This is a genomic window from Afipia sp. MLSD5-FHT05B12 (genome assembly GCF_058793355.1).
Window position 1 is genome coordinate 1 of the sequence record NZ_JBXAFS010000019.1, and the last position, 26,632, is coordinate 26,632.

33 protein-coding genes and 1 tRNA gene are annotated in these 26,632 nt (G+C 60.3%); 13 read left to right on the forward strand and 21 right to left on the reverse strand.

From position 1 onward, the window contains the following. Positions 1–177 precede the first annotated feature (177 nt). Positions 178–714 carry a DUF1330 domain-containing protein gene (locus AC1Q6J_RS19135; RefSeq protein ID WP_492280770.1) on the reverse strand — a complete coding sequence of 179 codons (537 nt, stop codon included), beginning with the start codon at positions 712–714 and terminating at the stop codon, positions 178–180. Positions 715–726: 12 nt separating this feature from the next. Here AC1Q6J_RS19135 and AC1Q6J_RS19140 point away from each other — a divergent pair, with 12 nt between their 5' ends. Both AC1Q6J_RS19140 and AC1Q6J_RS19145 read left to right on the forward strand, forming a co-directional pair. Continuing rightward, positions 727–1,434, forward strand: a complete 708-nt coding sequence (locus AC1Q6J_RS19140; protein ID WP_492280771.1) for an RraA family protein — start codon at positions 727–729, stop codon at positions 1,432–1,434. Beyond that, entirely contained in the window at positions 1,316–1,771 is a 456-nt protein-coding gene (locus AC1Q6J_RS19145) for an EamA family transporter (RefSeq protein ID WP_492280772.1), read from the forward strand. Before AC1Q6J_RS19140 ends, AC1Q6J_RS19145 begins: the two co-directional genes overlap by 119 nt. A gap of 76 nt (positions 1,772–1,847) precedes the next feature. Here AC1Q6J_RS19145 and AC1Q6J_RS19150 read toward each other — a convergent pair whose 3' ends face one another. The 6 genes from AC1Q6J_RS19150 to AC1Q6J_RS19175 form a co-directional block, all read right to left on the reverse strand. Then, the gene (locus AC1Q6J_RS19150) at positions 1,848–2,519 is read right to left on the reverse strand and encodes an alpha/beta fold hydrolase (RefSeq protein WP_492280773.1); all 672 of its coding nucleotides are present in this window, start codon (positions 2,517–2,519) and stop codon (positions 1,848–1,850) included. A 277-nt stretch (positions 2,520–2,796) separates the two neighbouring features. Further along, positions 2,797–3,456: a TetR/AcrR family transcriptional regulator gene (locus AC1Q6J_RS19155; protein ID WP_492280774.1), complete on the reverse strand. Its 660-nt coding sequence runs from the start codon at positions 3,454–3,456 to the stop codon at positions 2,797–2,799. Positions 3,457–3,465: 9 nt separating this feature from the next. Then, positions 3,466–3,909 (reverse strand): nuclear transport factor 2 family protein, encoded by a 444-nt coding sequence (locus AC1Q6J_RS19160; RefSeq protein ID WP_492280775.1) that lies wholly within the window; start codon positions 3,907–3,909, stop codon positions 3,466–3,468. Between the two features lie 115 nt (positions 3,910–4,024). Next, complete coding sequence (locus tag AC1Q6J_RS19165; protein ID WP_492280776.1) at positions 4,025–4,714, reverse strand: hypothetical protein; 690 nt, start codon at positions 4,712–4,714, stop codon at positions 4,025–4,027. Continuing rightward, positions 4,711–5,094, reverse strand: a complete 384-nt coding sequence (locus tag AC1Q6J_RS19170; protein WP_492280777.1) for a hypothetical protein — start codon at positions 5,092–5,094, stop codon at positions 4,711–4,713. Before AC1Q6J_RS19170 ends, AC1Q6J_RS19165 begins: the two co-directional genes overlap by 4 nt. 266 nt (positions 5,095–5,360) lie before the next feature. Then, the gene (locus AC1Q6J_RS19175) at positions 5,361–5,822 is read right to left on the reverse strand and encodes a hypothetical protein (RefSeq protein ID WP_492280778.1); all 462 of its coding nucleotides are present in this window, start codon (positions 5,820–5,822) and stop codon (positions 5,361–5,363) included. A 175-nt stretch (positions 5,823–5,997) separates the two neighbouring features. Here AC1Q6J_RS19175 and AC1Q6J_RS19180 point away from each other — a divergent pair, with 175 nt between their 5' ends. Further along, positions 5,998–7,068, forward strand: coding sequence for an NAD(P)H-dependent flavin oxidoreductase (locus AC1Q6J_RS19180; RefSeq protein WP_492280779.1), 1,071 nt, complete (start codon positions 5,998–6,000; stop codon positions 7,066–7,068). Between the two features lie 138 nt (positions 7,069–7,206). Here the strand turns inward: AC1Q6J_RS19180 and AC1Q6J_RS19185 are convergent, their stop codons facing one another. After that, on the reverse strand, positions 7,207–8,565 hold the full coding sequence (locus AC1Q6J_RS19185) for a tyrosine-type recombinase/integrase (protein WP_492280780.1): 1,359 nt from the start codon (positions 8,563–8,565) through the stop codon (positions 7,207–7,209). 132 nt (positions 8,566–8,697) lie between these two features. Here AC1Q6J_RS19185 and AC1Q6J_RS19190 point away from each other — a divergent pair. Both AC1Q6J_RS19190 and AC1Q6J_RS19195 read left to right on the forward strand, forming a co-directional pair. After that, positions 8,698–8,790, forward strand: a tRNA-OTHER gene (locus AC1Q6J_RS19190). Positions 8,791–9,194: 404 nt separating this feature from the next. Next, positions 9,195–9,395 (forward strand): hypothetical protein, encoded by a 201-nt coding sequence (locus tag AC1Q6J_RS19195; RefSeq protein ID WP_492280781.1) that lies wholly within the window; start codon positions 9,195–9,197, stop codon positions 9,393–9,395. A 46-nt stretch (positions 9,396–9,441) separates the two neighbouring features. Here the strand turns inward: AC1Q6J_RS19195 and hemA are convergent, their stop codons facing one another. Then, a complete protein-coding gene (gene hemA / locus AC1Q6J_RS19200; protein ID WP_492280843.1) occupies positions 9,442–10,647 on the reverse strand; it encodes a 5-aminolevulinate synthase in 1,206 nt (401 codons plus the stop codon). A 284-nt stretch (positions 10,648–10,931) separates the two neighbouring features. Here hemA and AC1Q6J_RS19205 point away from each other — a divergent pair, with 284 nt between their 5' ends. Next, positions 10,932–11,138: a YgaP family membrane protein gene (locus AC1Q6J_RS19205; protein WP_492280782.1), complete on the forward strand. Its 207-nt coding sequence runs from the start codon at positions 10,932–10,934 to the stop codon at positions 11,136–11,138. Positions 11,139–11,171: 33 nt separating this feature from the next. On the opposite strand, the gene ccoS is transcribed toward AC1Q6J_RS19205, so the two are convergent. From ccoS to AC1Q6J_RS19260, 11 genes are all read right to left on the reverse strand, one after another. Beyond that, positions 11,172–11,330 carry a cbb3-type cytochrome oxidase assembly protein CcoS gene (gene ccoS / locus AC1Q6J_RS19210; RefSeq protein WP_492280844.1) on the reverse strand — a complete coding sequence of 53 codons (159 nt, stop codon included), beginning with the start codon at positions 11,328–11,330 and terminating at the stop codon, positions 11,172–11,174. Further along, positions 11,330–13,522, reverse strand: coding sequence for a heavy metal translocating P-type ATPase (locus AC1Q6J_RS19215; protein ID WP_492280783.1), 2,193 nt, complete (start codon positions 13,520–13,522; stop codon positions 11,330–11,332). Before AC1Q6J_RS19215 ends, ccoS begins: the two co-directional genes overlap by 1 nt. A 9-nt stretch (positions 13,523–13,531) precedes the next feature. Next, a complete protein-coding gene (locus tag AC1Q6J_RS19220; protein ID WP_492280845.1) occupies positions 13,532–14,035 on the reverse strand; it encodes a FixH family protein in 504 nt (167 codons plus the stop codon). A gap of 22 nt (positions 14,036–14,057) precedes the next feature. Beyond that, positions 14,058–15,515: a cytochrome c oxidase accessory protein CcoG gene (ccoG, locus tag AC1Q6J_RS19225; protein WP_492280784.1), complete on the reverse strand. Its 1,458-nt coding sequence runs from the start codon at positions 15,513–15,515 to the stop codon at positions 14,058–14,060. A 103-nt stretch (positions 15,516–15,618) separates the two neighbouring features. Continuing rightward, positions 15,619–16,494 (reverse strand): cytochrome-c oxidase, cbb3-type subunit III, encoded by an 876-nt coding sequence (gene ccoP / locus AC1Q6J_RS19230; protein ID WP_492280785.1) that lies wholly within the window; start codon positions 16,492–16,494, stop codon positions 15,619–15,621. 6 nt (positions 16,495–16,500) lie between these two features. Further along, a complete protein-coding gene (locus tag AC1Q6J_RS19235) occupies positions 16,501–16,665 on the reverse strand; it encodes a cbb3-type cytochrome c oxidase subunit 3 (protein WP_492280786.1) in 165 nt (54 codons plus the stop codon). Between the two features lie 12 nt (positions 16,666–16,677). Beyond that, positions 16,678–17,412, reverse strand: coding sequence for a cytochrome-c oxidase, cbb3-type subunit II (gene ccoO / locus AC1Q6J_RS19240; RefSeq protein ID WP_492280787.1), 735 nt, complete (start codon positions 17,410–17,412; stop codon positions 16,678–16,680). Between the two features lie 11 nt (positions 17,413–17,423). Then, on the reverse strand, positions 17,424–19,049 hold the full coding sequence (gene ccoN, locus AC1Q6J_RS19245) for a cytochrome-c oxidase, cbb3-type subunit I (RefSeq protein WP_492280846.1): 1,626 nt from the start codon (positions 19,047–19,049) through the stop codon (positions 17,424–17,426). A 122-nt stretch (positions 19,050–19,171) separates the two neighbouring features. Beyond that, positions 19,172–19,621 carry a hypothetical protein gene (locus AC1Q6J_RS19250; RefSeq protein ID WP_492280788.1) on the reverse strand — a complete coding sequence of 150 codons (450 nt, stop codon included), beginning with the start codon at positions 19,619–19,621 and terminating at the stop codon, positions 19,172–19,174. A gap of 94 nt (positions 19,622–19,715) precedes the next feature. Beyond that, a complete protein-coding gene (locus tag AC1Q6J_RS19255; protein WP_492280789.1) occupies positions 19,716–19,865 on the reverse strand; it encodes a hypothetical protein in 150 nt (49 codons plus the stop codon). Between the two features lie 123 nt (positions 19,866–19,988). After that, positions 19,989–20,708 carry a Crp/Fnr family transcriptional regulator gene (locus AC1Q6J_RS19260; RefSeq protein ID WP_492280790.1) on the reverse strand — a complete coding sequence of 240 codons (720 nt, stop codon included), beginning with the start codon at positions 20,706–20,708 and terminating at the stop codon, positions 19,989–19,991. Positions 20,709–20,882: 174 nt separating this feature from the next. Here AC1Q6J_RS19260 and AC1Q6J_RS19265 point away from each other — a divergent pair, with 174 nt between their 5' ends. Beyond that, positions 20,883–21,194, forward strand: coding sequence for a c-type cytochrome (locus AC1Q6J_RS19265; RefSeq protein WP_492280791.1), 312 nt, complete (start codon positions 20,883–20,885; stop codon positions 21,192–21,194). Between the two features lie 65 nt (positions 21,195–21,259). Beyond that, on the forward strand, positions 21,260–21,670 hold the full coding sequence (locus AC1Q6J_RS19270) for a hypothetical protein (protein ID WP_492280792.1): 411 nt from the start codon (positions 21,260–21,262) through the stop codon (positions 21,668–21,670). A 10-nt stretch (positions 21,671–21,680) separates the two neighbouring features. Here the strand turns inward: AC1Q6J_RS19270 and AC1Q6J_RS19275 are convergent, their stop codons facing one another. Beyond that, a complete protein-coding gene (locus tag AC1Q6J_RS19275; protein WP_492280793.1) occupies positions 21,681–22,109 on the reverse strand; it encodes a CBS domain-containing protein in 429 nt (142 codons plus the stop codon). 531 nt (positions 22,110–22,640) lie between these two features. Between AC1Q6J_RS19275 and AC1Q6J_RS19280 the strand changes: the two genes are divergently transcribed. The 5 genes from AC1Q6J_RS19280 to AC1Q6J_RS19300 all read left to right on the forward strand — a co-directional run bounded on the left by AC1Q6J_RS19280 (position 22,641) and on the right by AC1Q6J_RS19300 (position 26,625). Further along, a complete protein-coding gene (locus AC1Q6J_RS19280; RefSeq protein ID WP_492280794.1) occupies positions 22,641–23,033 on the forward strand; it encodes a hypothetical protein in 393 nt (130 codons plus the stop codon). Positions 23,034–23,218: 185 nt separating this feature from the next. Then, positions 23,219–24,748, forward strand: coding sequence for a sensor protein FixL (fixL, locus tag AC1Q6J_RS19285; protein WP_492280795.1), 1,530 nt, complete (start codon positions 23,219–23,221; stop codon positions 24,746–24,748). After that, positions 24,748–25,365, forward strand: coding sequence for a response regulator FixJ (fixJ, locus tag AC1Q6J_RS19290; protein WP_492280847.1), 618 nt, complete (start codon positions 24,748–24,750; stop codon positions 25,363–25,365). Before fixL ends, fixJ begins: the two co-directional genes overlap by 1 nt. A gap of 109 nt (positions 25,366–25,474) precedes the next feature. Next, positions 25,475–25,840, forward strand: coding sequence for a response regulator (locus tag AC1Q6J_RS19295; RefSeq protein WP_492280796.1), 366 nt, complete (start codon positions 25,475–25,477; stop codon positions 25,838–25,840). Positions 25,841–25,935: 95 nt separating this feature from the next. Continuing rightward, the gene (locus AC1Q6J_RS19300; protein WP_492280797.1) at positions 25,936–26,625 is read left to right on the forward strand and encodes a helix-turn-helix domain-containing protein; all 690 of its coding nucleotides are present in this window, start codon (positions 25,936–25,938) and stop codon (positions 26,623–26,625) included. Positions 26,626–26,632 lie beyond the last annotated feature (7 nt).

Consider the following 26,632-nt stretch of genomic DNA (forward strand, 5'->3'; position numbering starts at 1 on the left):
CTCCAAAGTCCCCAAAGGGACCAGAGACTGACATTTGAACTTTGCTCAGTGCTGACATTTTAGCTTTGCTGCTACACTCTGCCGTCGGGCAATATTCGTCCTGCACGCCGGAATTCAATCGGGTGCGAAAAACAGTAACGATCATTGGATAGCCTCTTTCCTGGCGATGCCGCAGCCTTAGTCGGCAATGCCGTCGATAACGATGAAATCGGCATCCGCATACTTCTGGCGAATGACTTTCGCGCTCTGGTATTCGGGACTCTCGTAGCAAGCGACCGCTGTCGCGCGATCTTTGAATTCGACTACGACGTTTCGTTCGCGAGCGGAGCCTTCCATCGTCGTGAACGGCCCCCCGCGCACGACGAACTTCGCGTCAAACTTTTTGAACGCAACACCAGCCGCCGCAAGATACTCGGGATATCGCTGTTCATCCCGAACCGAGACGCGCACGATCCAATAGGCCTTTGACAAGTTATTTCTCCATTGACGAGCAGGAAAAGACAATCCCGGTGACGACGATCGCGTCGATGATTGGCGGCCAGTTAGAATTTTCAAACGCCAAACTGCAAGTGAACACGCTTCATCCGCCGTCAAATTCTTCTCTTTTGCGACTTCGATCGCGCGCAGCCATTGTTTTGCGATTCCAACGCCCCGTCCGCGACTATTACGGAAAAGCGGGTATGCGCTCGGCTTCACCGCGCGCGCATCAACCAACGGAGACTTCCCTTGACGCAGGCAGACAACGCGATTCCGCTCAGCGAATTGGCCACCGCGCATCTCGCGGATGCATGTTTGCGCGTCCGCGTGCCCCTGCGTTGTGCGCCACATACGATGTGCCCGGCGGTCTCCGGCATGAAGATGAGCGGACGGGCCCGACCGGTGCGGCATGTGGGAAGTGTCGACGTATTTCTAGAGGCGATCGAGCAGGCTAGCAAAGGAGATATCCTTGTCGTTGACAATGATGGCCGGTTCGACGAGTCCTGTATCGGCGATCTGGTGGTGCGCGAGGCAAGAGACGCTGGTCTCGGCGGAATCGTGATCTGGGGCCTCCATCGTGACAGCCTGGAAGTCTCCGAGATTGCGCTTCCGCTGTTCAGTCTCGGCGTGACCTCGGCCGGCCCGCAGCGCCTCGATCCCAGACCCGCCGATGCTTTCGACGGCGCGCAAATCGGACCGCATCTCGTGACGCCGGTAGACCTCGTCGTTGCCGACGGAGACGGGGTCGTGTTTCTGTCGCAGGAACACGCTCCCGCTATTATCGCTGCCGCGGCGGCCATTCGAGACGTGGAGCGGGACCAGGCACGAAAAATGGCGAATGGTCACAGCCTGCGCGATCAACTGCGCTTCGGGGAATATCTGTCGCGGCGGAGCAACAATCCCCAGCACAGCTTTCGACAGCATCTCCGGGAGATCGGCGGCGCTATCGAGGAGTAGGCCGCAAGGTTCGCGGTGCAACGACCGCGAACCTAGATGCTCAGGGGTGTCCGGCAACGAGCCTGATCCGGCATGGACCACTCAGCTCGTCGGGCTCTTTCTCTTCAGCGGTCTTGTGGGAACGGCGTTGGCATATTGGGCGATGGCAATGGTCAATCGAAGCCTGCCGGCCGTTGTGACATCGCTCGGGCTCCTCGCGACACCCGTCGTCGGAATCGCAAGTTCGCCGATCGCGCTCGGCGAACCTATCCAGATCGATCTTATCGTCGCGATGCTGCTGATAGTGGGAGGCATCGCAATCGGAACATTGCCGCGCAACGAATCGGCTCGAGCATGAGTCTCACCGTCGTACCCATCGAAATAGACTTCGCGTGCCTGGATTTCTTCACCGCTTCGTCAGCTCCATCTGCCAGCTAGAGCGAAGTGCTGGTGTTCCAGAACACGCGCAATTCCTTGATCAGGGCGGCGGGGTTGTCTTCCTGGACGTTGTGTCCCGCGTCGAAAACCTCAACGAAGCGACCGTTGCGAAACCGGCCGGCAAATGCAGCGGCCGCCGGTGCCGGCATGGATTTGCTGCGACCGCCGCGCACAATCAGGAACGGTGCGCTTAACGCGCCCACGCGGTCCGCCAACCCCTGGATGTGCGAAAGAATATGCGGGTAGTCGACCATGCGCCGGGAATCGCGTCGCCACTCCCACTCACCGTCGCCACGCCGCCGCAGCAGGGCTCTCATCCGGTAGGCGACCCGTTCCCGATCGCTCGACGGGCTCGTTCGCATGGCGGCATCGATCACCGCTTCGACTGACGGCGCGCTGGTCATTCCGTTGATGAAGCCTCGCATTCGCGCCGTCCCCTCAAACTCAACGCCGGGCGCCACATCCACCATCGTGAGGCCCTTCACCAGGCCCGCCGTGGTGAGTGCGAGTTCAGCGGCCGCAACGCCGCCCAGCGACATGCCGGCAACATGCAGCCGCCCCAAGCCGAGCGCGGTGACCGCTTGCGCCGCATCCGCAGCCAACCGGCCGATGCTGTAATCGTTGGACCATGAACTCTCGCCATGGCCTCGCATATCGAGTGCAATCAACCGGAATTCGGAACGCAGGCACGCAAACGTAGTCCCAGGTCTGGGCCGTCAGCGCTCCTCCGTGCAGCAGCAGCGCCGGCGGGCCGCCACCGCCCCAATCGAGGGCCCGCAGACGCACGCCTTCGGCAACGTCAAACCAGAGCGTACACGGCGCGGAGACGTCGCCGTCGATGCCGAGACGGCACGTGATCGCCTGCAACTCTTCGGCGCGCTAGGGATCCTCTCTCGTGTCCCGCAGCCCCTGGCCTATCGCCAACCCATCGTATTTCACGTTCCTTCAACTCCTGAGCAGAGGCCGCCGGAGGCCTTCGCAGCCTGCCAACAACAGGCCCTGCAAGATCGCGCCCCAAAGCTTCTTCTTCTCTTCCCGTGAGGGTTCGTCGGAGCGATCCATGCCGGCGCTTCGCCGGAACGCGGGCCCGAACAGAGGATCGAGCGCGAGCGTCTGGTGCATCAGGCCGACGATGAACCGGGTTTCGGAAATGGGCGGACAGGATTTTCCGGCCGCGGCGAAGGCCTTGTGGCGCATATCGTGCAACGCCTCCACGACGGGGCTAAGCAACCCCGCTCCGCGGTCCCGCCAGCCGGACAAATGCAGCCTCAGCGCAAGCGCTGCATATCCACCGTCCGCATAGAGATCGGCGATGACATCGACCAGCCGCTCGACGGAATGATCGGTCGTCTGCCACTGCACCAGCGTAGCGTTCAGCTCGTCCTTCAGTCGCCGCCCACCATAGCGCAGCAGCGTTTCGAGAAGTTCCTGCCGCGTGCCGAAATGGTGGTTGACCGCTGCGTCCGTCAGCCCGACCCTGGCCGCCACGGCGCACACGTTGACGGCGTCCGGCCCGTTTTGCCGCAGCAGGGCTTCGGCCGCATCGAGAATCAACTGCCTCGATTCGTCCTTGCTCCGTCGAACTCGGTGTTTCGTCGTCGTCATGCGCGCAGCTCAGACGTAGCTGGCATCGAGGCCGGCGCCCCATTGCACCATCCATCGCTCGTACTTGGCGCCATCACCGGCATCGTAGATATCGATCAGGCGCTCGATCCGACCGTCGCGGTAGGTAGCGATTTCCCACAGGGCCGATTCAACGGGTGGCGAGCTGCCGTGCTGAAAGCGGATACCTCCGTGGACCAGCACATTGTTTCCTTCCTGAAATACCATCGCGCCAATCCCGACGGTTCGCTGGCACAATTTGTCGAAACGCTCGATCGATCGCCTCAACCCTGCGATCACGGCGGCACGCCCGCTAATGACGCAGTGAAACGGCATGTTCATCACTTCATAGATGAGGTCTTCGCTGAAATAGGGTTCAAGTCGCCCCCAGTTACCGTCATCATAGGTCTTCTCAAACGCCGCGCGCTGCTCGATGAATTTCTTGATGAGGCTCATGGTTCGTTCCGCACTCTTAACGGACGGAGCTAATCTCATCATACCTTGACGAGTCAAGGTACGATTTCAACGGCAAGCCTCGGACGCCGCCATACAGATTCATGAAATCACGCTTCTACAAATGCGGCGGCTTCCGGCAGCCGGGCGCTATCGCGTTCTGATCCAGCTTCACGGTGAAGTTGCTTTCGCTGGTCGGCTGCAAATGGAAAATGCGGCTTGTGTTGAAGCATCTTTCGAGGCCTTTGATGTCCTTCACCGCCTCCGCCAGCAGCACCGCAGGATCGCGATTTGCGGCCAGGATAGCCAACACTGTCCCCCTTGTCCTCGGCTCATGCAGCGCGAGCGCCGACATGTATCGTCTGATGGCTTCGGACAGCAGAGGCGGATCGAAGCTGGAGCGCCCCTGACACGTGTACCTTTTGAGCTTCGGATCGTAGTTAACAAGCGTCGCGCTTACCTTCATGGTACGAAACGCATCGCGCCACCCGATCAGCATCGACGCATCCAGACCCGCGGTGAAATTGATCATTTTGACAATATCGGGCGGGATTTTCGGGTTGGGCGGAGAGTTGTTGAAGGCGATTGCCAGCGTCCCGCGCCGTAGCTCCGCATCCGACATTTTCGCCAGATCCCGCGAGCCTCCCTTGATCGGACGGTCGGCACACGACAGTATCTCCCGGCACTTGATGATCTCGGCATACGCTTCGAGAACTGCGAGGTCGCCACATTTCGGCTCGGCTCGGCAAATCGAGAGCGTGAGCAGCAGCACGATCGCACCGAAAAGCCCTCGCGTAAGGTAACTCACTCCGTCCCCCCGATCGCGGCCGGCTTGCTCGCCAGTTCAATCGCTGGCTGCCCGTAACGGGCATCTACTTCGAAACCAGATCGCGGCGCCGTGACCGCCTCACCGGGAACCGGTCTCGCCAGGCGAATTCCCGAGGCAGACTTCTGGTAGCGCGAGGCTTTCCGGCAACCGGGTACGATCGCGTTCTGATCAAGCGTGACGACGAACCTGTTTTCGCCTGTCGGCTGCAGATAGAAAATGCGGTTGGTATTGATACATTTCTCCGCACCTTCGGTTCGCTTTGCCGATTCGGCCAGGAGCAACATCGGGTCCTGGTTTGCAGCAAGCTGGAAGAATACCGACTCGATCTTCTTCGGTTTACGCAGTTCGAGCGCCAGCATATTTCGTCTCATTGCCTCGGACAGCAGAGACCGATCGAAACCGAAATGCCCCTGACACGTGTACCTTCTGAGACCCGGATCGTAAGCAATGGTTGTGGCGCTCACCTTCATGGTACGAAATGCATCGCGCCACCCGATCAGCAGCGATGATCGCACCAAGAGGCGCCGTCACGAGAAGTGACCCCAGGCGTTCTCCTCACCAGGCAGGGGCGTCCCGGAGACACCAGGCCGGCCCGATTTCTCAATTCGGATTCGTAAGCGAAACCTCATCGCTTCAGGTTGATCGTGTAGTCGCTGACGAGGTCGGCTCCGACGGACAGCGGCGTATACCGGGTACCCGTCAGCGTTCCGTCTCCTTCCGCACCGTCGAACCGTCCCTTGCCGCCGAGAACGGTGAGGGTTCCGACGAACCGCGTTTTTGTTCCATCAACCGTCCCTGTTCCGGTCGACTTGAGCCACAGGGCAGAACCGTCATCAAATGAAAGAACCGGGAAAAGCGTGAATGTGCCGGCACCGTTTGTGTAGTCGGCCAGGCTGGCGAACTGCACGGTGCCGACGATGCCATCGGGCAGGAATGCGAGTCCGGAGAAGCGAGTTAGTGAAGCCACGTGACCATCCACGTCGCCGACATCCAGCGATTGCGCCGAGGTCACGTGCGTAATCATGCGAAATTTGAGTGCTTCGTCAGTTCGGGCTTGCGTGGTCCGCTCAATCATCGTGTCTTCCATTGGCGTCGCCGATGGCCGGACAGATATGACGTCCGCATTCCCGGCGCGAACGAAATCGCCTCTCCTCCGGATGAGAAATATTGAGTCCTCCAACTCAAGCGAGATCTTGTAAGAGGGTGTCTTCGAAGGGCGCTAACTTTCCCTCGCCACTCGCTGCGACGCAGGACAACAACACATGAGTTCAACTTTCGAGCGCACCCGTGCATTTTGCCGACGGTTCGGCCTGCGCGTCCCAATTCTTCTTGGGCCCATGGCTGGAGCAAGCGCTCCATCGCTTTCGATCTCGGTCGCCAACGCCGGCGGGCTTGGTGCCTGCGGAGCCTTGCCCATGCAACCGGCGGAGATCGTCGATTGGGCTGGCGAGGTGCGGGCGAATAGCAACGGTGTCTTCAACCTCAACCTGTGGATTCCCGATCCGACACCGGCACGTGATGCGGCGCACGAGGCGCGCGTGCGCCAGTTCCTTGCAAACTGGGGACCGTCGATGCTGCCCGAAGCCGGCGATGCCCGACCGCCCGAATTCGAGGCGCAATGCGAAGCGCTGCTTGCTATCGGACCGCCCATCGTATCGTCCGTCATGGGCCTTTATCCACCGCAGTTTGTCGCAAAACTGAAGCAACGCGGCATTTTCTGGTTTGCTCACGTTACGACGGTCAGGGAAGCCCGTGCGGCAGAAGCGGCAGGAGCCGATGTGATCGTAGCGCAGGGCGCGGAGGCCGGCGGTCATCGCGGCTGCTTCGACGAAGCACTGGCTGAACGCGAATTGGTCGGATTGTTCGCCTTGTTGCCGACCATCGTTGATGCTGTCCGTGTGCCGGTCGTTGCTACAGGCGGTATCGCCGACGGACGCGGTGTAGCTGCGGCGTTGGCGCTTGGCGCCAGCGCGGCACAGATCGGTACGGGTTTTCTACGCTGTCCCGAGGCGAAGATTCACCCGGCCTGGGCAGACGCACTGGGAAAGGCGGCGCCCGAAGATACCGTCGTCAGCCGTGTCTTCAGCGGCCGCGCCGGCCGAAGCCTGGCGACCGATTACGTCCGGGCCGCCATTTCGCCGGGCGCGCCTCATCCGGCTCCATATCCCGTGCAGCGCGGACTTACGACGCCGATGCGAAGCGCCGGGCACAAGGCGGGCAACCTTCACCGGATGCAAGCCTGGGGCGGCCAATCGGCCGGACTGGCACGATCCGAGCCGGCTGCCGAACTCGTTCGTCTGTTGTGGGCAGAAGCACAGACGTTGCTCGCGTGAACACCCATTGAGCACAAAGCTGCGCAAAACCGGCAAAGGATATCGCGTTGCCGGGAGCGACGTCCGCGTCACGCGTCAAACCGACTGCTCAAGCGGCTTGCAGATCGCAGAAAGGAGATACGGCTGAGATTTCAGCACCTAGGCAGCCAATCGACGCTGCTCTTCCGCCTCCTCTGGATCGCCACCCGAAGCCCTCTTCAGGAAGCGGGCCAGGGCGGCTTTCCGTGAATCGCGATCCAACGCGTAGGCGGTTTGCTTGAACTCAATGCCGTCAAGGAGTCCTTGAATGTAGCCCGAGATCGTGTCCGCAGCCATGATAAGCGCGGTGTCAAGCGTGTGGATGTATTTGCTCGTCACCGAACCCTTGGCATGCCCTACGAGCGCCGCGATGGTCACCTCGGTAAAGCCGAGATCGTTGGCGATGCTCGCGAAGCTATGGCGTAGGACGTGAGGGGTAATATCGGATAACGGAGAGTCTTCGAACATATGCTTCCAATGGTTCGGGAAACTGCCGAACGCGTTATCTTCACCCTGCCCAGGGAAGACGTACGTGCCGACATGTTCCGTGCGCCGCCGTTCGAAATACTCGACGACAGGCAGCCCAATGGGACGGATAGACTCACCCTCCTTGCTGTCCTCCAACCGAAGGCAACTCGTCTCGGTATCGGCCTCTGTCCATTTCAGCTCGATCATCTCACCACGCCGGCAGCCGGTCAGCGCAATTTGGCGAACAATGTCGGCGATCGTTGTGTATTTCTCCTGCTTGGCAGCCTCGCGAAGCATACCACCCAATATTCGATACTCCGCCTCCAAGAGCCGACGTTTGCGTACATTGTCCTTTGGCTTGCGGACACCGTGGGCCGGGTTGCTCTCGATAATGCCGGCTTCAACGGCGTAGGTGAGAATACCGCCAAGGAGACCCACGGTGCGCGTGGCCGTTCCCGCGCCGCCCTTAACGATTGCTTTTCCGCGCAGCTTCTTGGTCTTGACCGAGACCCGCGTCTTCCCGGCCATGATGTCCTTGAGGACCTTGTTGATGTCGGTCTTGGTGAGGTCCTTGACCCGCCGGGTCCCTATGAGCGGAACGATGTGACGCTCGATACGGCCGGTGTCGGTGACGATCGTTGAGGCCTTCTTCGGTCGTCCTCCTTTTCCCAAGATGAGCCCGGCCTGGAGATCAGCGAAATAGCGGGCGCTCAGCTCTTTCACGGTAATCGCCTTGTGATCGAGTTGGCGATCTTCCACAGGGTCGTCACCCTGAGCGACCCGACCGAGTTGCACCTTTGCCTCTCGGCGTGCGGTCTCGGGCGCCCAGGCTCCGTGAAGCCCAATTGTGTAGCGTCGCGAGCGACCACCTATTCGATACTGGATGACGTAACTGCGCTTGCCCGAACTAAAGATCCGGAGTCCGAAGCCGAGCAATTCGTCGTCCCAGATGACGTAGTCCTTCTCTTGGGCTTCCGCCCCCTCCACAACTCTCTTCGTGATCTTGACCATGACATTCCTTCGTTCCGGGCACGACCTCTCACGTAAGCAGGACGTAAGCAGGCGGGAGAAAATCGGTGCGGGTTTTCGGATAGGAACGTCGCTGGTGTTGTTGAGAATATCCAGTCGTTTCAACTGAATAGCGTAGTGTAGCGCACCCTATCGCATTTTTCGGATAGGCACGTTATCTTGCTCCGAAGGCAAAGGTCACACGTTCGAATCGTGTCGGGTGCGCCAGATCCCTCCCAGGCATTGTTCCGGAAATCCGTGCTCCGCCACCAGGATAGAGGCGGCGTCCGTTGCCCGCAGATCCCGGGGTCGCGCCGCCGGGCAATTCCACCCGGCAAGCACACCTCCGAACGCTCACCCAGCCCGCAGACCGCGCTTATTCAGACTCACCGAGTAATCTTCCGGTTGATTTGTGAATGAAGTGCAGCCGCGTACAGGCAGAACACAAGATTGCCTTATACACTCGTTCCGCTTCGGGCTGCTCATCGTCGGACATCCACGCCTGCACGTTCAGCCCCGTTTGAGGGCACCGGTAGATCAAATTAGCCATCCTGACAGTGTGGCCGGGATAATCCCGCCCGTGTTTGATCTACCTCAAGTCATGATCGACACCATGGCATTTAGATCAGGGCATGTGGCAAGACATATCAACCGCGCCGCCTGAGCAGTATCTCGCGGTTGCGACCATCGATCAGGAAGTGCGCGCGATGATCTTTCCGTGCGTCCTGACCAGCGGCGGATGGCTGAACGCCGAGACGATGAAGCGGCTCGAGATTTCACCAACACATTGGCGCAAATGGCCTGCCGTAACCTATTTCTGCTGTTGCGGGTGACGGCTGCGGCTCCAGGGCCAATCGCCGGGTACCGGGTCGGGTTCAGTTAACTCCAAAGACCGAATTTGCGCCACGCGCCGGACAGCGCCGCCACCAGTTTGTCGATGTGCTCGTCGGTGTGAAGCGGCGTGGGCGTGATGCGCAACCGTTCGGTTCCGCGCGGGACGGTCGGATAGTTGATCGGCTGAATGTAGACGCCAAAATCATTGAGCAGGTAGTCGCTGACGGCCTTGCACGTCCTGGCGTCCCCGACGGGAACCGGCACGATATGCGATCCGTTCCGCAGTTGCGGAAGTCCGCTCGCGTCCAGCATCGACTTCAGGCGCGCGACGCGGCTCTGGTGCCGCGATCTTTCGCTGTCCGACACCTTCAGGTGCCGAATAGCGGCCGTTGCGGCCGCGCAAACCGCCGGCGGCAGAGCTGTCGTGAAAATAAAGCCTGGCGCATGGGAGCGCACGGCATCGACCAGCGCGGCGGAGCCGGCAATGTATCCGCCGAGGCAGCCAAACGCTTTCGCCAGCGTGCCCTCGATCACATCGATACGCGCGGACAACCCCTGCTGTTCGCTGATGCCCCCGCCGCGCGGGCCATACATGCCGACGGCATGCACCTCGTCACAATACGTCATCGCGCCGTAGCGCTCGGCCAGATCGCAGATCTCCTTGATGGGAGCGATGTCCCCGTCCATCGAATAGAGACTTTCGAACACGATCAGCTTCGGCCGTTGCCTGCCCGCCGCCCTCAGAAGCTGTTCGAGGTGATCGAGATCGTTGTGACGGAATATCTGCTTCTCGCAGTTCGACTGATGAATCCCCTCGATCATCGAATTGTGGTTGGAGGCATCCGACAGGATCAGGCAGCCGGGCAGAAGTTTTGCAATGGTCGGGATACCTGTCTGGTTTGAAACATAGCCCGACGTGAACACAAGAGCCGCCTTCTTGCCGTGCAGGTCGGCCAGTTCCGCCTCAAGCTCGACGAGCGGATGATTGGTGCCGCCGATATTGCGGGTGCCTCCCGCTCCGGTGCCCATGCGCTTCGCGGTCTCGACCATGGCTCCGACGACGGAAGCATTCTGGCTCATCCCGAGATAGTCGTTCGAGCACCACAGAACAATCTTGCGAGGCCCCGTCGCTGAGTGCCAGATCGCGTTCGGATATTCGCCCGCGACGCGCTCGATGTCGGCAAACACCCGGTAACGCTGCTCTTCGCGCAGCCGATGGAGCGACGCGTCGAAGAGAGCATCATAATCAATTTTCCCGGCTTGCTTGACGACCTCGCAAAACCTCACACGCGGCTGCATCCGCGGCTTCGTTGCAAGTGCTGAATTTGCGAGCGGCATCATTGCGACCTCTGTTTGCGGCGGAGTGCGTCCAGCGTCCGCGGACACCAAGGCGTGTGTTGGCGCCGCCAGCGCCCGAAACCAGAATGCCGCAGACCAGACGCGCCCGATTGATGCAAATCAAGGCCTTACGCCACTGATAAGCCCAGTCTCAAACAAGGCTGCTTCCCGCGGTCGGCTTTCATGGAGGCTGCAGTATGTCGCGCAATGTAGGTATGGCGGATCGAATAGTCCGTATCGTGGTGGGGCTCGCGCTGATCGCATTCGCGCTTCGCAACGGCCTTCCGATCAAGGGCTGGGACTGGGCCGGACTGATCGGCGTCGTACCGCTGCTGACAGGACTGTTTGCAACCTGCCCGGCTTACAGCCTGATCGGCTATTCAAGCTGCGAAAAGCGCAGGTAGCCTTCCGGTTAATCGCTGGCGGCCGATCACGTCCTATGCGGGCGGCAAAGGCGGCTCGTCGTCGGCGATCGCACGCCACCCCGCGCCGTCGAGATCGTCATATTGACCGCTCCTGAGCGACCACAGGAAACCCAGGAGACCGATGAGGCCGAGCGCCAGAGCGAGCGGCACGAGATAGGCGAGAACTTCCATCACGTCACCTCCGGCGCGACGCGGCGTGCGCGCAGCGAGTTCAGCATGACCAGGATCGATGATCCCGACATGGCCGCCGCTGCGACCAGCGGCGTGGCGTATCCCGCGATCGCGATCGGGACAGCCAGCACATTGTAGCCGATCGCCAGCGCCAGATTCTCCCGCATCAGTTGAAGCGCCCGGCGTGAGAAATCGACGGCGGCCAGCACCGGAACAAGATCCTTGCCGAGGAAGATCATGTCCGCAGCCGCCTGGCTGAGGTGGGTCGCGCTCACCGGCGACATCGAAACCGACGCCGCTGCAAGCGCCGGCGCGTCGTTCAGCCCGTCGCCGACCATCATGACGTTGCGGCCGCGCCGCTTCAGGTCTTCGATATGAGCAATCTTGTCGGCCGGGTTAAGGCCCGCACGCCAAGCGTGGACCCCCAAGGCCACCGCGGCATGTCTCACGGCAGGCTCCCTGTCGCCGGAGAGAATCTCGACTGCGACGCCGCGTTTGACGAGGCTGCGTATCGTGGCCGCCGCATCCGGGCGAAGCTGTTGCCGCACGGCGAAAACATATCGCTCCTGTCCGCGGCTGAAAGCGACCACGGATATCTCCGGGTCCGTACTCAGAACCTCGTTCGCCATCAGATCTGCGTTGCAGAACGACGGCCTGCCGAGCCTGAGCTCGATACCGTCCACCAGACCTCTCACGCCCTGCCCGGGCTCTTCCACGATTCCTTCCAGCGGCGACACTGTTTTCGCGGCGCGAGCGACCGCGGCCGCGACCGGATGATGGCTGGCCAGAGCCAGCCGTCCCGCAAGTTGAAGGACATCGGCGGGTATGGCCGCCGCGTTCACCACGTCGAGTTCAGGCAAGGTCAGCGTGCCCGTCTTGTCGAAGACAACGGTATCGACGTCGGCGACGCGCTCAACCGCATCGCCGGAATTGAGCAGGACGCCCGCGCGGAACAGCGCGCCCGCCACGATCGTCTGCACCGTCGGGATCGCCAGACCGAGCGCACATGGACAGGTAATAATGAGAACCGCGATCGCGATGACGATCGCATCGTGCCAGCTCGCGCCGAACGCAACCCATCCCAGCATTGTGAGCAGCGCCGTCGCGTGAACAACCGGCGCATAAAGCCGTGACGCCCGGTCCGCCAGTTGCACATAGCGCGAGCGCGCCTGTAGCGCATTTTCAAGCAGCCGGGAAATCTCCGACAGCAGCGTTCCTTCCGCTGCCGCCCCGACCTGGATGCGCAGCGTGCCTGAAATATTCATCGTGCCTGCATAAACCGCGGTGCCGGCCTCTGCCGCGACATACCGTGTCTCACCCGTGATGAGGCTCTGGTCGATTTCCGATCGCCCATCGATAACCTTGCCATCGATGGCGCATCGTTCGCCCGGACGCAGAAGCACGATGTCGCCAGGAGCGATGGCGGCAACGGGAACTTCGCTGATTTCAGTGGGAGATACGAATTTGGTCGCGGTCTCGGCCTTCAGCGCCGCAAGGTTCCCGGCGACGGCCCGTGTGCGGCGCCTCATGTTCTGGTCGAGGTAGCGGCCCGCCAGCAAAAAGGTAAGAAGCATGATGGCAGCATCAAAATAGGCATGCTCCGCATGATGAAACGTCTCGACGATCGACATGCCGAGCGCCAGCACGACGCCGATGCTGATGGGAACATCCATATTGACGCTGCGCGAGCGAAGCGCGGCAAATGCCGAGCGGAAGAACGGCTGCCCGGCATAGGCAGCGGCTGGCAAGGCAATCAGCGCCGACAGCCAGTGGAAGAAATCACGCTGCTCCGGAATCATATCGGTGACGTTGCCCGACCACACCGGAATCGACAGCATCATCACGTTCATGGTGGCAAAAGCCGCCACGCCAAGGCAGCGCAGCAGAAATCGCGACTGCTCGACCTCAACCACCTCCGCGCGGACCGGCTCGAACGGATAGGCCTTGTATCCAAGCGCTGCGAGGCGATCGACAAACTGCGCCGGATCGAGCGCCCCCTTCTTCCACTCCACGGCCAGGCGCCGATCCGTCAGGTTGACCCGCGCGAGGGTCACGTCCGGGATGGCAGACAGTCCGCGCTCGATCTTCATCATGCAGCCCGCGCAGCTGACGCCTTCGACCGCAAGATCGAGATGCGCGAGGCCTGAGCCCATATCCTTGACGTAGTGCGAGAAGTCCCGGGTAACAGCCATGACGTCTCCTCAATCGCCCAACATGATGCGATTCCGCGATCTGAATACGCGCTTGCCGCCCGTATCGCCCTCAAGCACCAGATTCCACTGACCCGCCAGGACTCCTTCGGCGCTTCCCTTATAGATGCCGGTTTCAGCTTCCGTCACGGCAATGGTCCGGTCTGCCCGCTTGTCGGCGGGGCGCTCCAGACGGGCGGAAAAGCCCAGCCCGCTCAGCGGCGCGCCCTTGCTGTCGTGCGCCACGATCCGAACAGTGGCGCTATCGGCGGGGCCGCGCGCGAGATGCGCCTCGACCCGCCAGTGGCGCGCATCCTGCTCATGCGCGGTTTGAATTTCGCGTTCATAGGCCAGGCTGGCACGGTAGGCACTGTCCACATCGGTTCCGGGCAGCGTGTCGATCGCAAACCGCATCATCACCAGGTTGACGCCGATCACGACCCCGAAGAACGCGACGAGCATGACAAACACAGCGCGTCCCGTGAGAGGCTTCCCAAAAGTGGCCGAGCTGTTCATGAAAACCATCCGTCCGTGAATGTCATGGCGTGACAAAGTTGTCCGTCGCGGACGCTGCCTCGCCAAGGCCGATATCGGTGACGCGAAACGTCAGCGGCGTTGATTTCGGAAGCTCGCCGACCGGCTTGGCCGTGACGAGAACGCGCAGTTCGGTGGTTTGATCGCGCCCCAGCACGATGGCCGGCCTCTCCGGTGTAATCGAGTCCACCCCGACCACATGAGCCACCGCGCCGCTCACGCCATCGACGTCGATCGCGATTGTCCGATCGAAGCCGCGCTTGTTCAGCAGGCGTACCGTGTACGCATTGCGGATCGAGCCATCGCTCAGCCTGACGGCGATGGGGTTGCGGTCATGCAGCACGTTGATGTCGAGCAGCGATCGCGTCAGAAGCGCGTACAGCATGATGCTCCCGACACCGGCGATCAGGGCGGCGTAGACAATCGTGCGCGGACGAACGAGCTTGAATATCTCGGGCTTGCCGGCAAGACGGCGCTGGATATTGATATCGTTGTCATAACCGATCAGGCGGGTCGGCCTGCCGATCTTCGTCATCACGGTATCGCATGCGTCGATGCAAAGCCCGCACTGGATGCAATCCAGCTGCGCGCCGTCCCGGATGTCTATTCCGGTCGGGCACACCGCGACGCACTGGCGGCAATCGATGCAGTCACCGACTGTTTCTCCGTGGGCCCGCCGCTCCAGAGCCTTCTTGAGCGACGTGCGTTCCTCGCCCCGGTCGTATTTGTAGGTGACGTTGAGCGCCCACTCGTCAGTCAGGGCCGCCTGTATTCGCGGCCACGGGCACATGTAGACGCAGACCTGCTCGCGCATGAATCCGGCCAGCACATAGGTCGTGAATGTCAGGATGACGATCCAGATATAGGCCAGCATCGGCGCCTGAAAGGTCAGGAGCTGCATCACCAGCGTGGGCGCGTCATTGAAGTACAGAACCCAGGCTCCGCCGGTCCACCACGCGATCATGATCCAGATCGAATGCTTGAGCACGATTTCGGAGCAACGCTGGAGGCTATAGCCCTCAGCGTCCTTTTTCATGCGCTCGCGGCGATCTCCCTCTACGAAACGCTCGACCGCGTAAAACAGATCGGTCCAGACCGTTTGCGGGCACAGGTAACCACACCAGATGCGGCCGCCCACCGCGTTCATCAGAAACAGCGTCAAGGCAGCGAGGATCAGGAGGCCCGTGAAGTAATAGACCTCCTGCGGCCACAGCTCGATGAAGAAGAAATAGAAACGGCTGTTCGGCAGATCCACCAGCACGGCCTGGTTGGGAGCGCCCAAGCCACGGTTCCAGCGGATGAACGGCAGAAAGTAATAGACGCCGAGGCAAACAGCCATCAGCTTCCATTTGACCCTGCGGAATGTTCCCGAGACGCTCTGCGGATAGACCTTCCTGTGCGCCGCGTACAGCGGACCATAGTCGTCGGCTTCCAGGTCGTCAGGTGTTGTGATCTTGTTCATGAAGGATTGATCTCGCGCTATCACTTACGATAGCCGTGACCGCTCCAGCGCTATTGATCCAACTCAAGCCGGAACCGGATAGCAACGATGCGGCCAGAACGCTTTATTTTCCGCCGCCGAGCGAATGGACGTAGACCGCCAGGGCCTTGATCGTCGCCGGGTCGAGGCGGCCAGTCCATGCCGGCATGACGCCTGCCCGGCCGTTGGTGATGGTTTCGACAATGGTTTTCTCGTCCGGTCCATAAAGCCAGATCTTGTCGGTGAGATCCGGCGCACCCTGCTCGATGTTGCCCTTGGCATTGTCGCCATGACACGCCGCGCAATTTTCAGCGAAGATTTTCTGCCCTGCGCCGTCGTCAAAGCCTTTTGGCGTCGACAGGCCCGACAGCGACCTCACATAGTTTGCGACCGTGACGATCTGGTCCTGCTTCAGGATGCCATCCTTGCCAAAAGCAAGCATCGCTCCCTCGTGCGCCTTGGGATGGCCGGACCGCACGCCGAACTCGATGGTTTTACCTATTTGATCGAGCGACCCGCCCCACAGCCATTCATCGTCGTTGAGATTGGGATAGCCCTTCGCGCCGGTGCCGCCGCTGCCGTGACAGGGTGCGCAATTGTCGCCGAATACCGCCTTGCCCCGTGCGCGCGCCAATGCGAGCAGTGCCGGGTCTTTCTCGATATCCGCCAGGGGCGCCGCATTAAGCGTGGCCATCTTGCCGCCGCGAAGCTTCTCAAGATTCGCAAGCTCAACGGCAACATCCGCGCGCGACGAATACTGGATAAGACCCGTGGTGTAGCTCTGAACGAGCGGCCATGCCGGGTAAACGACCCAGTAGGCGAAGGCCCATACGATGGTCGCGTAGAATGTGATGATCCACCACCGCGGCAGGGGTGTGTTCAGCTCCTTGATGCCGTCCCACTGGTGGCCGGTTGTTGCGGTGCCGGTTACGGAATCAATCTCGTCCCTGTGATCCGTCATAGGCCGTTAATCCTCTCGCAACGGGAGTCTCGACGCCGCATCGAATATCGCCTTGTTGCGAGGCCACAATGCGTAGGCGACGACGGCAAAAAAGATGCCGACAAATATGGGTGTCCACCAGGTCACGACGAAACCGGAGACGGCATTCTGGGCGGTAAGGATCGCTTTCATGTCCCGGCTTTCCTAGCGAAGGTTGGCTTTCTCGTCGTACAGCTTGAAGTCAACAAGCGTACCGAGCATCTGCAGATAGGCCACCAGTGCATCCATCTCCGTCGGATTCCCCGGCTTGCCGTCGAAATTTCTCGCAATCGCCTTCGGATAGCGCTTCACCAATGCGTCGACATCACCGTTATCCGGATCGACCTGCGCCTTGAGATCCGCGGCCGCATTGGCGATCTGATCGTCCGAATACGGTACGCCCACCGTGCGGTTTGCGCGAAGATGCCCGGCAATGGTCACCACATCGACTTCGGTCTCCGCCAGGAACGAATAGCCTGGCATGACCGATTGCGGCACGATGGCGCGCGGATTCACCAGATGCGTGACATGCCATTCATCGGAGTACTTCGCACCGACGCGCGCGAGATCCGGGCCTGTCCGCTTGGAGCCCCATTGAAACGGATGGTCATACATGCTCTCGGCCGCGAGCGAATAATGCCCGTAGCGTTCGACTTCATCGCGGAGCGGACGGATCATCTGGGAATGACAGAGATAGCACCCCTCACGGACATAGATGTTGCGCCCGGCCAGTTCGAGAGGCGTGTATGGCCGCATGCCATCGACCTTCTCGATCGTGCTTTTCAGGTAGAACAACGGCGTTATCTCAACGAGACCGCCGATCGCGATGACGGCCAGAATACCGATGATGAGGATGACAGAATTCTTCTCGAAGATCTGGTGACGTTTCCAGAGTGACATAGGCTTGCTCCTCACTCGGCAGGCTGAAGAGCAGGCGCCGGCGCGTCTTCCGAGACCTCACCGACACGCACCGTCATCCAGAGATTGTAGGCCATGATCAGCGATCCGATCAGGAACAAGGCGCCGCCCGCGGCCCGGATAATGTAGAACGGGTGCATCGCTTCGACGGTTTCGATGAAGGAATATTCAAGGAAGCCGAGCGACGTATAGGCTCGCCACATCAGACCCTGAAGGATGCCCGACACCCACATCGCGGAGATGTAGAGAACGATGCCGATCGTCGCGATCCAGAAGTGCCAGTTGACGAGCTTGAGGCTGTAAAGTCCCTTGCGATTCCACAGCCATGGCACAAGGCAGTAGAGCGCGCCGAACGACACGAACCCAACCCAGCCGAGCGCGCCTGAATGCACGTGGCCGATGGTCCAGTCGGTATAGTGGCTGAGCGAATTCACAACCTTGACCGACATCATCGGGCCTTCGAAGGTGGACATGCCATAGAAGGCAACCGACACCACCATCATCCGCAGAACCGGGTCGGTGCGCAGCTTGTCCCACGCACCGGACAGCGTCATCAGACCGTTGATCATTCCGCCCCAGGACGGCATCCACAGCATGATGGAGAACGTCATGCCGAGCGTCTGCGCCCAATCCGGCAACGCCGTATAATGGAGGTGATGCGGGCCAGCCCAGATGTAGAGAAAGATCAGCGCCCAGAAGTGGATAATCGACAGCCGATAGGAATAGATCGGCCGCTCCGCGCGCTTCGGAATGAAATAGTACATGATGGCGAGGAAGCCGGCGGTCAGGAAAAACCCGACTGCGTTGTGGCCATACCACCACTGGAACATCGCATCCTGCACGCCGCCCCATGCGATGTACGACTTCGAGCCGAACAACGATACCGGCACACCGGGATTGTTGCCGAGATGAAGCACGGCGATCGTGACGATGAATGCGAGATAGAACCAGTTGGCGACGAAAATGTGGGGTTCCTTCCGCTTGATCAGCGTCGCGACGAACACCAGAAGGTAAACCACCCACACGACCGTCAGCAGAAGGTCGGCGTACCACTCAGGCTCGGCGTACTCCTTCGACTGGGTCACGCCGAGCAGATAGCCGGTCCCGGCGATCAGAATGAAGAAGTTGTATCCGAGCACAACGAACCAGGGAGCGAGATCTCCCGCGAGGCGCACGCGGCACGTCTTCTGAACCACATACAAGGAGGTTGCGATGAGAACATTGCCGCCAAAAGCAAAGATGACCGCGGACGTGTGTAACGGCCGGAGTCTTCCGAAGGTTGTCCATGGCAAGTCAAAGTTCAATGCCGGCCAGGCAAGCTGCGAGGCGATGAGCAGGCCGACGGCGAATCCGGCGATCCCCCAGAACACAGCCATGACCGACGCGAACTTGATCGGTCCAAGATTGTAGTTTGGCCGGCCGCCAATCTCCTGCGGCGGCAGGGATGCCGGCCGATCGAAGTAGCGATTGAAAATCGCGAATGCGGCGATCAGACTCGCTGCCATACCCACGTTGGCGTGGAATGCAAATGCCGCATCCTCAGCTTTCGCCGCGGCGAACAAACAGACGAACACGGACACCGCAAAAAAGGCAGCGAGGCTGCCTTCTCCAAAGGTCATCCACTTGATCTCTTTTGACCGGTTCATGATTGAAATTTCTCTGTGCCTGTCCGCGTCATCAATCACGACTTCGCGGCCGGAGATTTGATCGAGATCAACCCGCGTATTTTTGTCAGGCTTGGTTAGTTCTTGCGGCCGGCAATGCTGGGCTCGGCGTTCGCGTCGCCTATCGCGCGAAGAGCCTCCAGGGTGTCGGTATTGGGGCAGTAGTCCGAGTGGCCGGACTTGTGCTGCAGAAAGTCGTTCGTGCATCGCTTCGTCGAGACGCAACTGGCGCAAACCCGATTGAGATCGCCGAACTCCTTGGGATGCCTGTCTTGCAGGAGCTTTTCGGACAGCCCCATTTCAGCGAGCCGCTGCGTCAGGAGCTCCTGAACGTGACCGTCGCTCTTCGCCAGCGTGAGAAGATCGGAGACGGATACGCCGAAGTCCCTGGCAATCCTGTTGATTTCATCGGGATCCAGCTTTTGCAGTTCGCTGGTCTGGCCGAATCGCGCCGAGAGTTTCCTTGCCCATGAGACGACATGACCAATCATCGGAACAGTTTCGAGACGTCCGGTTCGCCGCTCCATCGAGACCTCCTGCATTGGGGTGAAAATCTTTCCGCAGAGCGCACAATCGCCGCCAAACCGCGCGGAACCGCCGCCAGCTTCCGTAGCTGGCCGTTCAGAATGCCCTTCGCCGGGGCTTTGCCGCGGCAGCATCGGCCTTCAGACGATGGGGCCTGGTCTGAAAGTCCGCCCACATCAGGACGGCGCCGAACGCTACGAACATCACCAGAATAATCGCGGACAGAATCATCGCACTGGCAGGCATCATCGCTCTCCCTATTAACTGGGGACAGCGTGCAACACCGATCCGGCGGGGTCTTTGATGCGGATCAAGTTCGCCGCCTGCCGGCGCGATTTGCATCCCGGGATAAACCGAAACGAAAGGGGATCAGGCCACCGCCAGCGCTTCGGCCCGTCTCGTATCCATCAGGCGAACGCCCCCGGGGACGATGACGATGACACCGTCGCGCTCCAGCTTGGTCAGTGTGCGGCTGACCGTCTCGACAGTCAGGCCAAGATAGTCCGCGATATCCTGCCTGCTCATGGGCAGGTAGACCGTCTTCGCCGCGCGGCCGATCCTCTGCAGCCGGTTCCGCCAGCCTACGAGAAATGCCGCGACTTTCTCTTCGGCAGACCGCCGTCCAAGCGAAACCATGTGGTCCTGAGCCAGGACAAGCTCCTGCCGCGCGAATTCGTTCATCCGCTGCAACACGCGCGGCTTGCTCTCCACGAAGCGGTCGAACGGCTCTTTCATGAACCGGCACACCATGACGGGCCCGACTGCGTCCGCCGAGAAGCCGTAACAACCATCCGGCGCAACTCCGATGAAGTCACCCGGCAACGCGAAGCCAACGATTTGGCGCCTGCCGTCGGGCAGCAGCTTGGAAAGGCGCACCGCTCCTTCGGAGACGTTGTAAGCCGCATCGGCATGATCGCCCTCCGAGAACAGCGGCGCCCTGGAATCCAGGCGGACACGCTGTGACAGCCTTGCCAGTTCCCGAAGCTCCGCTTCATCGAGCGCGCCGCAGATGCTGAGCGAGCGCATGGCGCACAGAAGGCAGCCTGCGGAGTCGCTGTCCAGACGGACTGGAGATATGCGATGACCCATCTGAAAATCCCGCCTTCGCAACACCTGTTTTGCCGGGCCGCGAAGCGGCCGCTTTCTCCGCAACCATAACAACTTTGACAGCGATGGATTGATGCAAATCAATGCGGGATGGAGCGGCCCCCGCAAGATCAAAAACATATACGCAAACCCGCGCCTCTCACCGAAACGATGACGATGCGATATCTTTACGGTTGCCTGGCGATCGCAATACTGGCGGCACCGGCCGAAGCTGCGTCACCGGGCGAGCAACGCGGGTTCGTTTTCGCGAAGACATACTGCGCCCGCTGCCATGCCATCGACCGGTTCAGTCCGAGTCCGCTGAAGATTGCTCCTCCATTCCGCGATCTCCATCGGCGCTACAAGGTCGAGACGCTGGCGGAAGCCTTTGCGGAAGGGATCTATACCGGCCACCCCACCATGCCCGCCTTTCAGCTCGATCCGGACCACATCAACGACCTTCTCGCGTTCATGAAAAGCCTCGAATAGTGATCGGCCGCCTCTATTGCCCACCGCAAGCGAATCAATTTGGGACAGCAGATGGAGCGACCCGCATGAACCAGGCAAAGCCCAAGCGAATCTTGAATTCAACTCTGCCATCGAACTTCCGTCAGATCAGGCTCGAGCTGGCGCGGGAGGCCGAACATCCATTTGGCGATTCAGGAATGGCCTATGTCTTCGTCGGGCCGCTGGATTCAGAGGGCGGGCTCGATCCAAAGACATGGCGGCAGCATCGTGAAGCCTGCCGGGTCGCGCGGTTCCGGCCCGGAAAGCCTGATGATCTCGGCCATCTCATTCACCGCGCCGGTGGCCAATGGGCATTCCACTACGACATTTCCGGCGACCACGACGACGAGGCGGGATACCATTTCGCGGAGGAAAAGTTCGAGCCGGGAGAGTATGTCTCCATCACGGATGAAGGCCGCACTCACACCTATCGCGTCGTATCGGTCGTTCCGCTTTAGAGCCGACGATCTAATCGTCCCCGCCGGTACATCGCTTCAGCGATCTCATGACATCCTCGCGAGAAACGATGCCGATGAGCTTCTCCGCATTGATCACGGGGATGCTTCTGACGCGATGTTCGACCATAAGCTGCAAAACTCGCGTGAGCTTTGTTTCCGCGCCCACATAGATGAACGTCGGCGTCATGACATCGGCAACGGTTGTACTCATGAGATCGTCGTAGCGGGGCATCATTTTCGCCGGCGTAAAGGCAAAGCACTTCAGAAAATCCAGTTTGGTCACCAGCCCGACAGCATGGGCGCCCTCGACAACCGGATAGGCATTGAAGTCATCGCGCTCGAACAGAAGCTGTAACGCTCGCATGGTCAGGTCACGCGTTACCGTCTTCACGGAGCGCGTCATGCAATCGGCCGCCGTTTCTTCAAGAAATTTGTACAAAGAGGCATCCTGAATTTTGCAACGATAATGAACGATCAAAGGCGGCTTGCGCGGCCATCGGGCATTTTGATCGCAAGTCCGGGAGGCGCGAGTTGATCAGGATCAATGGCAAGCGAGACGGCCGCTTCCTGCAAGGCGGCGGACCGCGCCGGACCGGCAACCGGATCCCGATCCTTCCGTCCGGTTGATCGAAATCAACACGGACTACCATAACGCGAGTTAGCGTTTCTTCATTGGGAGAAACCGCATGCATATTTCAGACATAGCTCTTGAATGTTCACAGCGTTGCGCGCAACTCGCCTCGAAATGCACCGACGAAGAAATCGCCATTGAACTTAATGTTCTGGCCGTCCGGCTCATGGTCGCGGCCGCCAGAGACGCTGAGTTGCTTGTCGACCAGACACCCCCCCGGAGGCAGACAGCCGCCCTCTCCGGCGACGATTCCTGTCAGAAGTGAATTCCGTCCCGGCCGGATCGCTCGCCGGCCATCGGATCGTCCGAATATGAATGTGCGAATGCGGGAGAACAGTCATGCAGAACACCTGCGACCAGGCAAACGGACCTGAGGCGCAACATCAGAACGATGTTTCGTCGCAGCTCACCGAGATCGCCAATCGGGGGACGAAGCTCGCGCTCGGCGCACAGAGACTGATGATTTATGAAATCATACAGGCCAATCAGGACGCGCTGGAGCAGGCGCGTTCGGGAATAGGCATTACGCAGGAATTCATCTCAAAGATCGCTCAGGCGCATTCTGTCAAGGACCTGGCCACCGCATTTCGAGACTGCGGCCATGAGCAGATGGACCGCCTGCATCGGAGCTATGAGCAGTCCTTTGCGCACGGTCACGAAATTTTTGAAGCCTCGGCTGGTCTCGTTCTGGCTGCACTTCGTGGCGAAGCCCCGGCCAGGCCGACCGCCTAGACAGGGCTCTCGCGGGCGATGAAAAACGCCCTGTAAGCCATTCGTCGTGCCCTCCAATCCCGCCAGAATGTGGGTTCGGACTTGAGCAATGTCCCCAACTGGGCCAATACTCGGCCGATGGGAACTTGCCGCGATTTACCTTTTTTAGGCATGAGACCCGGCCTGGGATCTAGAGGCGACAGATCTTGACCAGAACCGACGAGGCACCGTCCGACGGGCCCTTTCGTGATGAATATTTGTGGCTTGGTCTCGACGGGTCCGGTATCGGCACTTGGGATCTCGACCTTTCCACCCGCAAACTGACCTGGTCTGCCGCGGCGCGCCGTCTGCTCGGCGTTTCGGACCATCAACCCGTCAGCTACGAGTTTTTTCTCTCGCTGCTCGAGCCTCAGGATCGCGAGCGTATCGAACCCGCCGTGCGGCAATCCATCGAGACGGGATGCAACCTGGATATTCAGCATCGGGTGCGCGGAACGCCCGACCGTAGTCACTGGGTGCGCATCCGCGGCAGCGTTGTCAAAGGCAATGACGGCACACCTCGTCACTTAAGCGGGATCATTCTCGACATCGACGATCAAAAGCAAATTGAAGAAGCATTGCGGACGCGAGAAGGTCATCTTCAATCCATTCTCGAGACGATTCCCGATGCCATGATCGTCATTGACGGCCGCGGCATCATGCAGTTCTTCAGCAGCGCCGCCGAACGGCAGTTTGGCTACACCGAACAGGAGGCCATCGGCCAGAACGTCAGCGTGCTGATGCCCAGCCCCGACCGGCAGCGTCATGACGGATACCTTGCCCGCTACCAGTCAACCGGCGAGCGACGTATTATCGGCATCGGCCGGATCGTGACCGGCCAGCGCAAGGACGGAACAACATTCCCGATGCACCTCTCCGTCGGCGAGATGGAATCGGGCGGACAACCGTACTTCACCGGATTCGTCCGCGATCTGACCGAGTATCAGCAAACCCAGGCACGCCTTCAGGAACTCCAATCCGAGATCGCCCATGTGTCCCGCCTGAGCGCGATGGGAGAGATGGCATCCGCGCTCGCGCACGAACTGAACCAGCCACTGGCAGCCATCAGCAATTACATGAAAGGTTCCCGGCGCCTGCTGGCCTCGAGCCGAGACCCGAACGCCGCAAAAATCGTCACCGCCATGGATCGCGCGGCCGAGCAAGCTCTGCGTGCGGGACAGATTATCCGGCGGCTTCGCGATTTCGTGGCGCGCGGAGAATCCGAAAAGCGCGTCGAAAGTCTTTCGAAGCTGATTGAGGAGGCCGGCGCTCTTGGCCTGACGGGCGCCAGAGAACAAGGTATCCTGCTGCGCTTCAATCTGGACCCCGGCTGCGATCTGGTACTGGTCGACCGGGTCCAGATTCAGCAGGTTCTGGTCAATCTGTTCCGGAACGCACTTGAAGCCATGGCCGAAACCAATCGGCGCGAACTGATGGTATCAAATGCCAGGGCAGCGGAAGACATGATCGAGGTCGAGGTATCCGACACGGGACACGGATTCAGCGAGGACGTGCGAGCAAAGCTGTTCCAGACCTTCTTTACGACCAAGGAAACGGGAATGGGCGTGGGACTTTCAATCAGCCGGACAATCGTGGAGGCGCATGGCGGCCGCATGTCCGTTGAAAGCAACCCGGCGGGCGGCGCGACATTCCGCTTCACGCTGCCGGCCGCCGCATTGAGCGAGAGTCTGGAATGATGCCGCATAAGGGCAACGTGTATGTCATCGACGATGATCCTGCGATGCGGGATTCTCTCGATTTTCTGCTTGGCTCGGCTGGCTTCAATGTGACGCTTTTCGACAGCGCCCTGACATTTCTCGAGACCATGCCTGGCCTGGCGTTTGGCTGCGTGGTCTCCGATGTCCGGATGCCCGGCATGGACGGGATCGACCTGCTGCGGCAACTCAAGAAGGAGCCGAAAGCGCTGCCCATCGTCATCATGACGGGACACGGCGATGTCCCCCTCGCCGTGGAAGCAATGAAACTCGGTGCGATCGATTTTCTTGAAAAGCCGTTCGAGGACGAACGGCTTGTGGTCATGATCAGCGCCGCCCTGAGCCAGGCGGCAGATCAATCGAAAACCGAATCGGTTAGTGCCGATATCGCATCGCGGATTGCCTCGCTCAGTCCGCGAGAGAGACAGGTGATGGATGGACTTGTCGCCGGGCTCTCCAACAAGCTGATTGCCCGCGACTACAATATCAGTCCCCGGACCATCGAGGTTTATCGGGCAAACGTCATGACAAAGATGCAGGCCAGCAGCGTCTCCGAACTGGTCCGGCTGGCGATGCGGGGCGGAATCCTGAAGGATTGAGGCAGGTCAAGACGGTCTTGCGGCGCATCGCTATGTTTGGAGCATGCGCCACTCGTACTCGTCAGGGCCCCTCACGATGGCCTCACCTCTTGCAAAATCCAGGATTTGCGTGGTCGATGACGACCTCGACGTCCTCAGTTCGCTCCGCTTCCTTCTTGAAGCGGAAGGCTTCGATGTCCGGACGTTCAGAAGCGGCGCCGCGATGCTGGACTCCACGGTCAGCGAGCAGTTCGACTGCTTCGTCCTTGATTTCAAGATGCCCCACATGAGCGGGATAGCCCTCGCAAACAGCTTGCGTGACCGGAAGGTGTCTGCCCCGATTATTCTGGTCACCGGATATCCGGACGAAAATATCCAGGCAAAGGCAGCCATTGCCGGAATTGATCTGGTCCTGCTCAAACCGGATGCAGAGGAAAATCTGGCCTCCCAGATCCGCGCCGCGGTCCAGCGCCGCGGTCATGCCGGCCTCCGGTAAACTACTTAGGGTGCAGCCCTTAAGATATCGAGCGAAATATCCGGCGACGCATCGTCCACGGTAGAAACAGCCATCCGCCGCCAAAGGAGATGGCCATGCTCACCCAGTCCACCGCCAACGCAGCCGTCAACAGCCAAGCCGTTATCAGCGGCATGCCGGCCTCCGACCAGTTCGGCCTTGTCGCCGGTCACGCCAATCTGATTGCGACCGAATTCTGCTACGCTCGGGACGAGGAAATCTACGGCGAAGACGAGCCAGCGGATTACGTCTATCAGGTCGTCCGCGGCGCCGTTCGCAGCTACAAGCTGCTTTCCGACGGCCGGCGTCAAATCGGCGCCTTTCATCTGCCTGGCGACGTCTTCGGGCTGGTGTCCGGCAGCGTCCATCGTCTGACCGCGGAGGCCGTTGTCGATACGACGGTGCGCCTCGTCAAACGCCGCGGCCTTGAACAGGCGGCGGCCACCGACGTTCACGTTGCGCGCAATCTCTGGACCATGACGGCAAGCGACCTGCGCCACGCCGAGGATCATATGCTTCTGCTCGGCCGAAAGACCGCCATTGAGCGCGTTGCGACCTTCCTTCTCGAAATGGACCATCGCCTCGCGGGCACCGGCACGATGGCTCTCCCGATGTCCCGGAGGGATATTGCCGACTATCTGGGCCTGACGCTGGAGACGGTGTCGCGCGCGCTGTCACAACTTCATAGCGAAGGCGTGCTCGATTTTTCCGGCGCGCGCCAGATCATCCTGCGCAATCGCCGCAAGCTGCACAACATCGATATGTAATCGATAT

Coding starts and splice junctions, on each gene's coding strand:
- AC1Q6J_RS19145 (WP_492280772.1), top strand. CDS start 1,316: ATGGTCACAGCCTGCGCGATCAACTGCGCTTCGGGGAATATCTGTCGC.
- AC1Q6J_RS19155 (WP_492280774.1), bottom strand. CDS start 3,456: ATGACGACGACGAAACACCGAGTTCGACGGAGCAAGGACGAATCGAGG.
- AC1Q6J_RS19160 (WP_492280775.1), bottom strand. CDS start 3,909: ATGAGCCTCATCAAGAAATTCATCGAGCAGCGCGCGGCGTTTGAGAAG.
- AC1Q6J_RS19170 (WP_492280777.1), bottom strand. CDS start 5,094: ATGCTGGCGCTCGAACTGCGTAAACCGAAGAAGATCGAGTCGGTATTC.
- AC1Q6J_RS19175 (WP_492280778.1), bottom strand. CDS start 5,822: ATGGAAGACACGATGATTGAGCGGACCACGCAAGCCCGAACTGACGAA.
- AC1Q6J_RS19180 (WP_492280779.1), top strand. CDS start 5,998: ATGAGTTCAACTTTCGAGCGCACCCGTGCATTTTGCCGACGGTTCGGC.
- AC1Q6J_RS19185 (WP_492280780.1), bottom strand. CDS start 8,565: ATGGTCAAGATCACGAAGAGAGTTGTGGAGGGGGCGGAAGCCCAAGAG.
- AC1Q6J_RS19195 (WP_492280781.1), top strand. CDS start 9,195: ATGTGGCAAGACATATCAACCGCGCCGCCTGAGCAGTATCTCGCGGTT.
- AC1Q6J_RS19205 (WP_492280782.1), top strand. CDS start 10,932: ATGTCGCGCAATGTAGGTATGGCGGATCGAATAGTCCGTATCGTGGTG.
- ccoS (WP_492280844.1), bottom strand. CDS start 11,330: ATGGAAGTTCTCGCCTATCTCGTGCCGCTCGCTCTGGCGCTCGGCCTC.
- AC1Q6J_RS19215 (WP_492280783.1), bottom strand. CDS start 13,522: ATGGCTGTTACCCGGGACTTCTCGCACTACGTCAAGGATATGGGCTCA.
- AC1Q6J_RS19220 (WP_492280845.1), bottom strand. CDS start 14,035: ATGAACAGCTCGGCCACTTTTGGGAAGCCTCTCACGGGACGCGCTGTG.
- ccoG (WP_492280784.1), bottom strand. CDS start 15,515: ATGAACAAGATCACAACACCTGACGACCTGGAAGCCGACGACTATGGT.
- ccoP (WP_492280785.1), bottom strand. CDS start 16,494: ATGACGGATCACAGGGACGAGATTGATTCCGTAACCGGCACCGCAACA.
- AC1Q6J_RS19235 (WP_492280786.1), bottom strand. CDS start 16,665: ATGAAAGCGATCCTTACCGCCCAGAATGCCGTCTCCGGTTTCGTCGTG.
- ccoO (WP_492280787.1), bottom strand. CDS start 17,412: ATGTCACTCTGGAAACGTCACCAGATCTTCGAGAAGAATTCTGTCATC.
- ccoN (WP_492280846.1), bottom strand. CDS start 19,049: ATGACCTTTGGAGAAGGCAGCCTCGCTGCCTTTTTTGCGGTGTCCGTG.
- AC1Q6J_RS19250 (WP_492280788.1), bottom strand. CDS start 19,621: ATGGAGCGGCGAACCGGACGTCTCGAAACTGTTCCGATGATTGGTCAT.
- AC1Q6J_RS19255 (WP_492280789.1), bottom strand. CDS start 19,865: ATGCCTGCCAGTGCGATGATTCTGTCCGCGATTATTCTGGTGATGTTC.
- AC1Q6J_RS19260 (WP_492280790.1), bottom strand. CDS start 20,708: ATGGGTCATCGCATATCTCCAGTCCGTCTGGACAGCGACTCCGCAGGC.
- AC1Q6J_RS19265 (WP_492280791.1), top strand. CDS start 20,883: ATGCGATATCTTTACGGTTGCCTGGCGATCGCAATACTGGCGGCACCG.
- AC1Q6J_RS19270 (WP_492280792.1), top strand. CDS start 21,260: ATGAACCAGGCAAAGCCCAAGCGAATCTTGAATTCAACTCTGCCATCG.
- AC1Q6J_RS19280 (WP_492280794.1), top strand. CDS start 22,641: ATGCAGAACACCTGCGACCAGGCAAACGGACCTGAGGCGCAACATCAG.
- fixJ (WP_492280847.1), top strand. CDS start 24,748: ATGCCGCATAAGGGCAACGTGTATGTCATCGACGATGATCCTGCGATG.
- AC1Q6J_RS19300 (WP_492280797.1), top strand. CDS start 25,936: ATGCTCACCCAGTCCACCGCCAACGCAGCCGTCAACAGCCAAGCCGTT.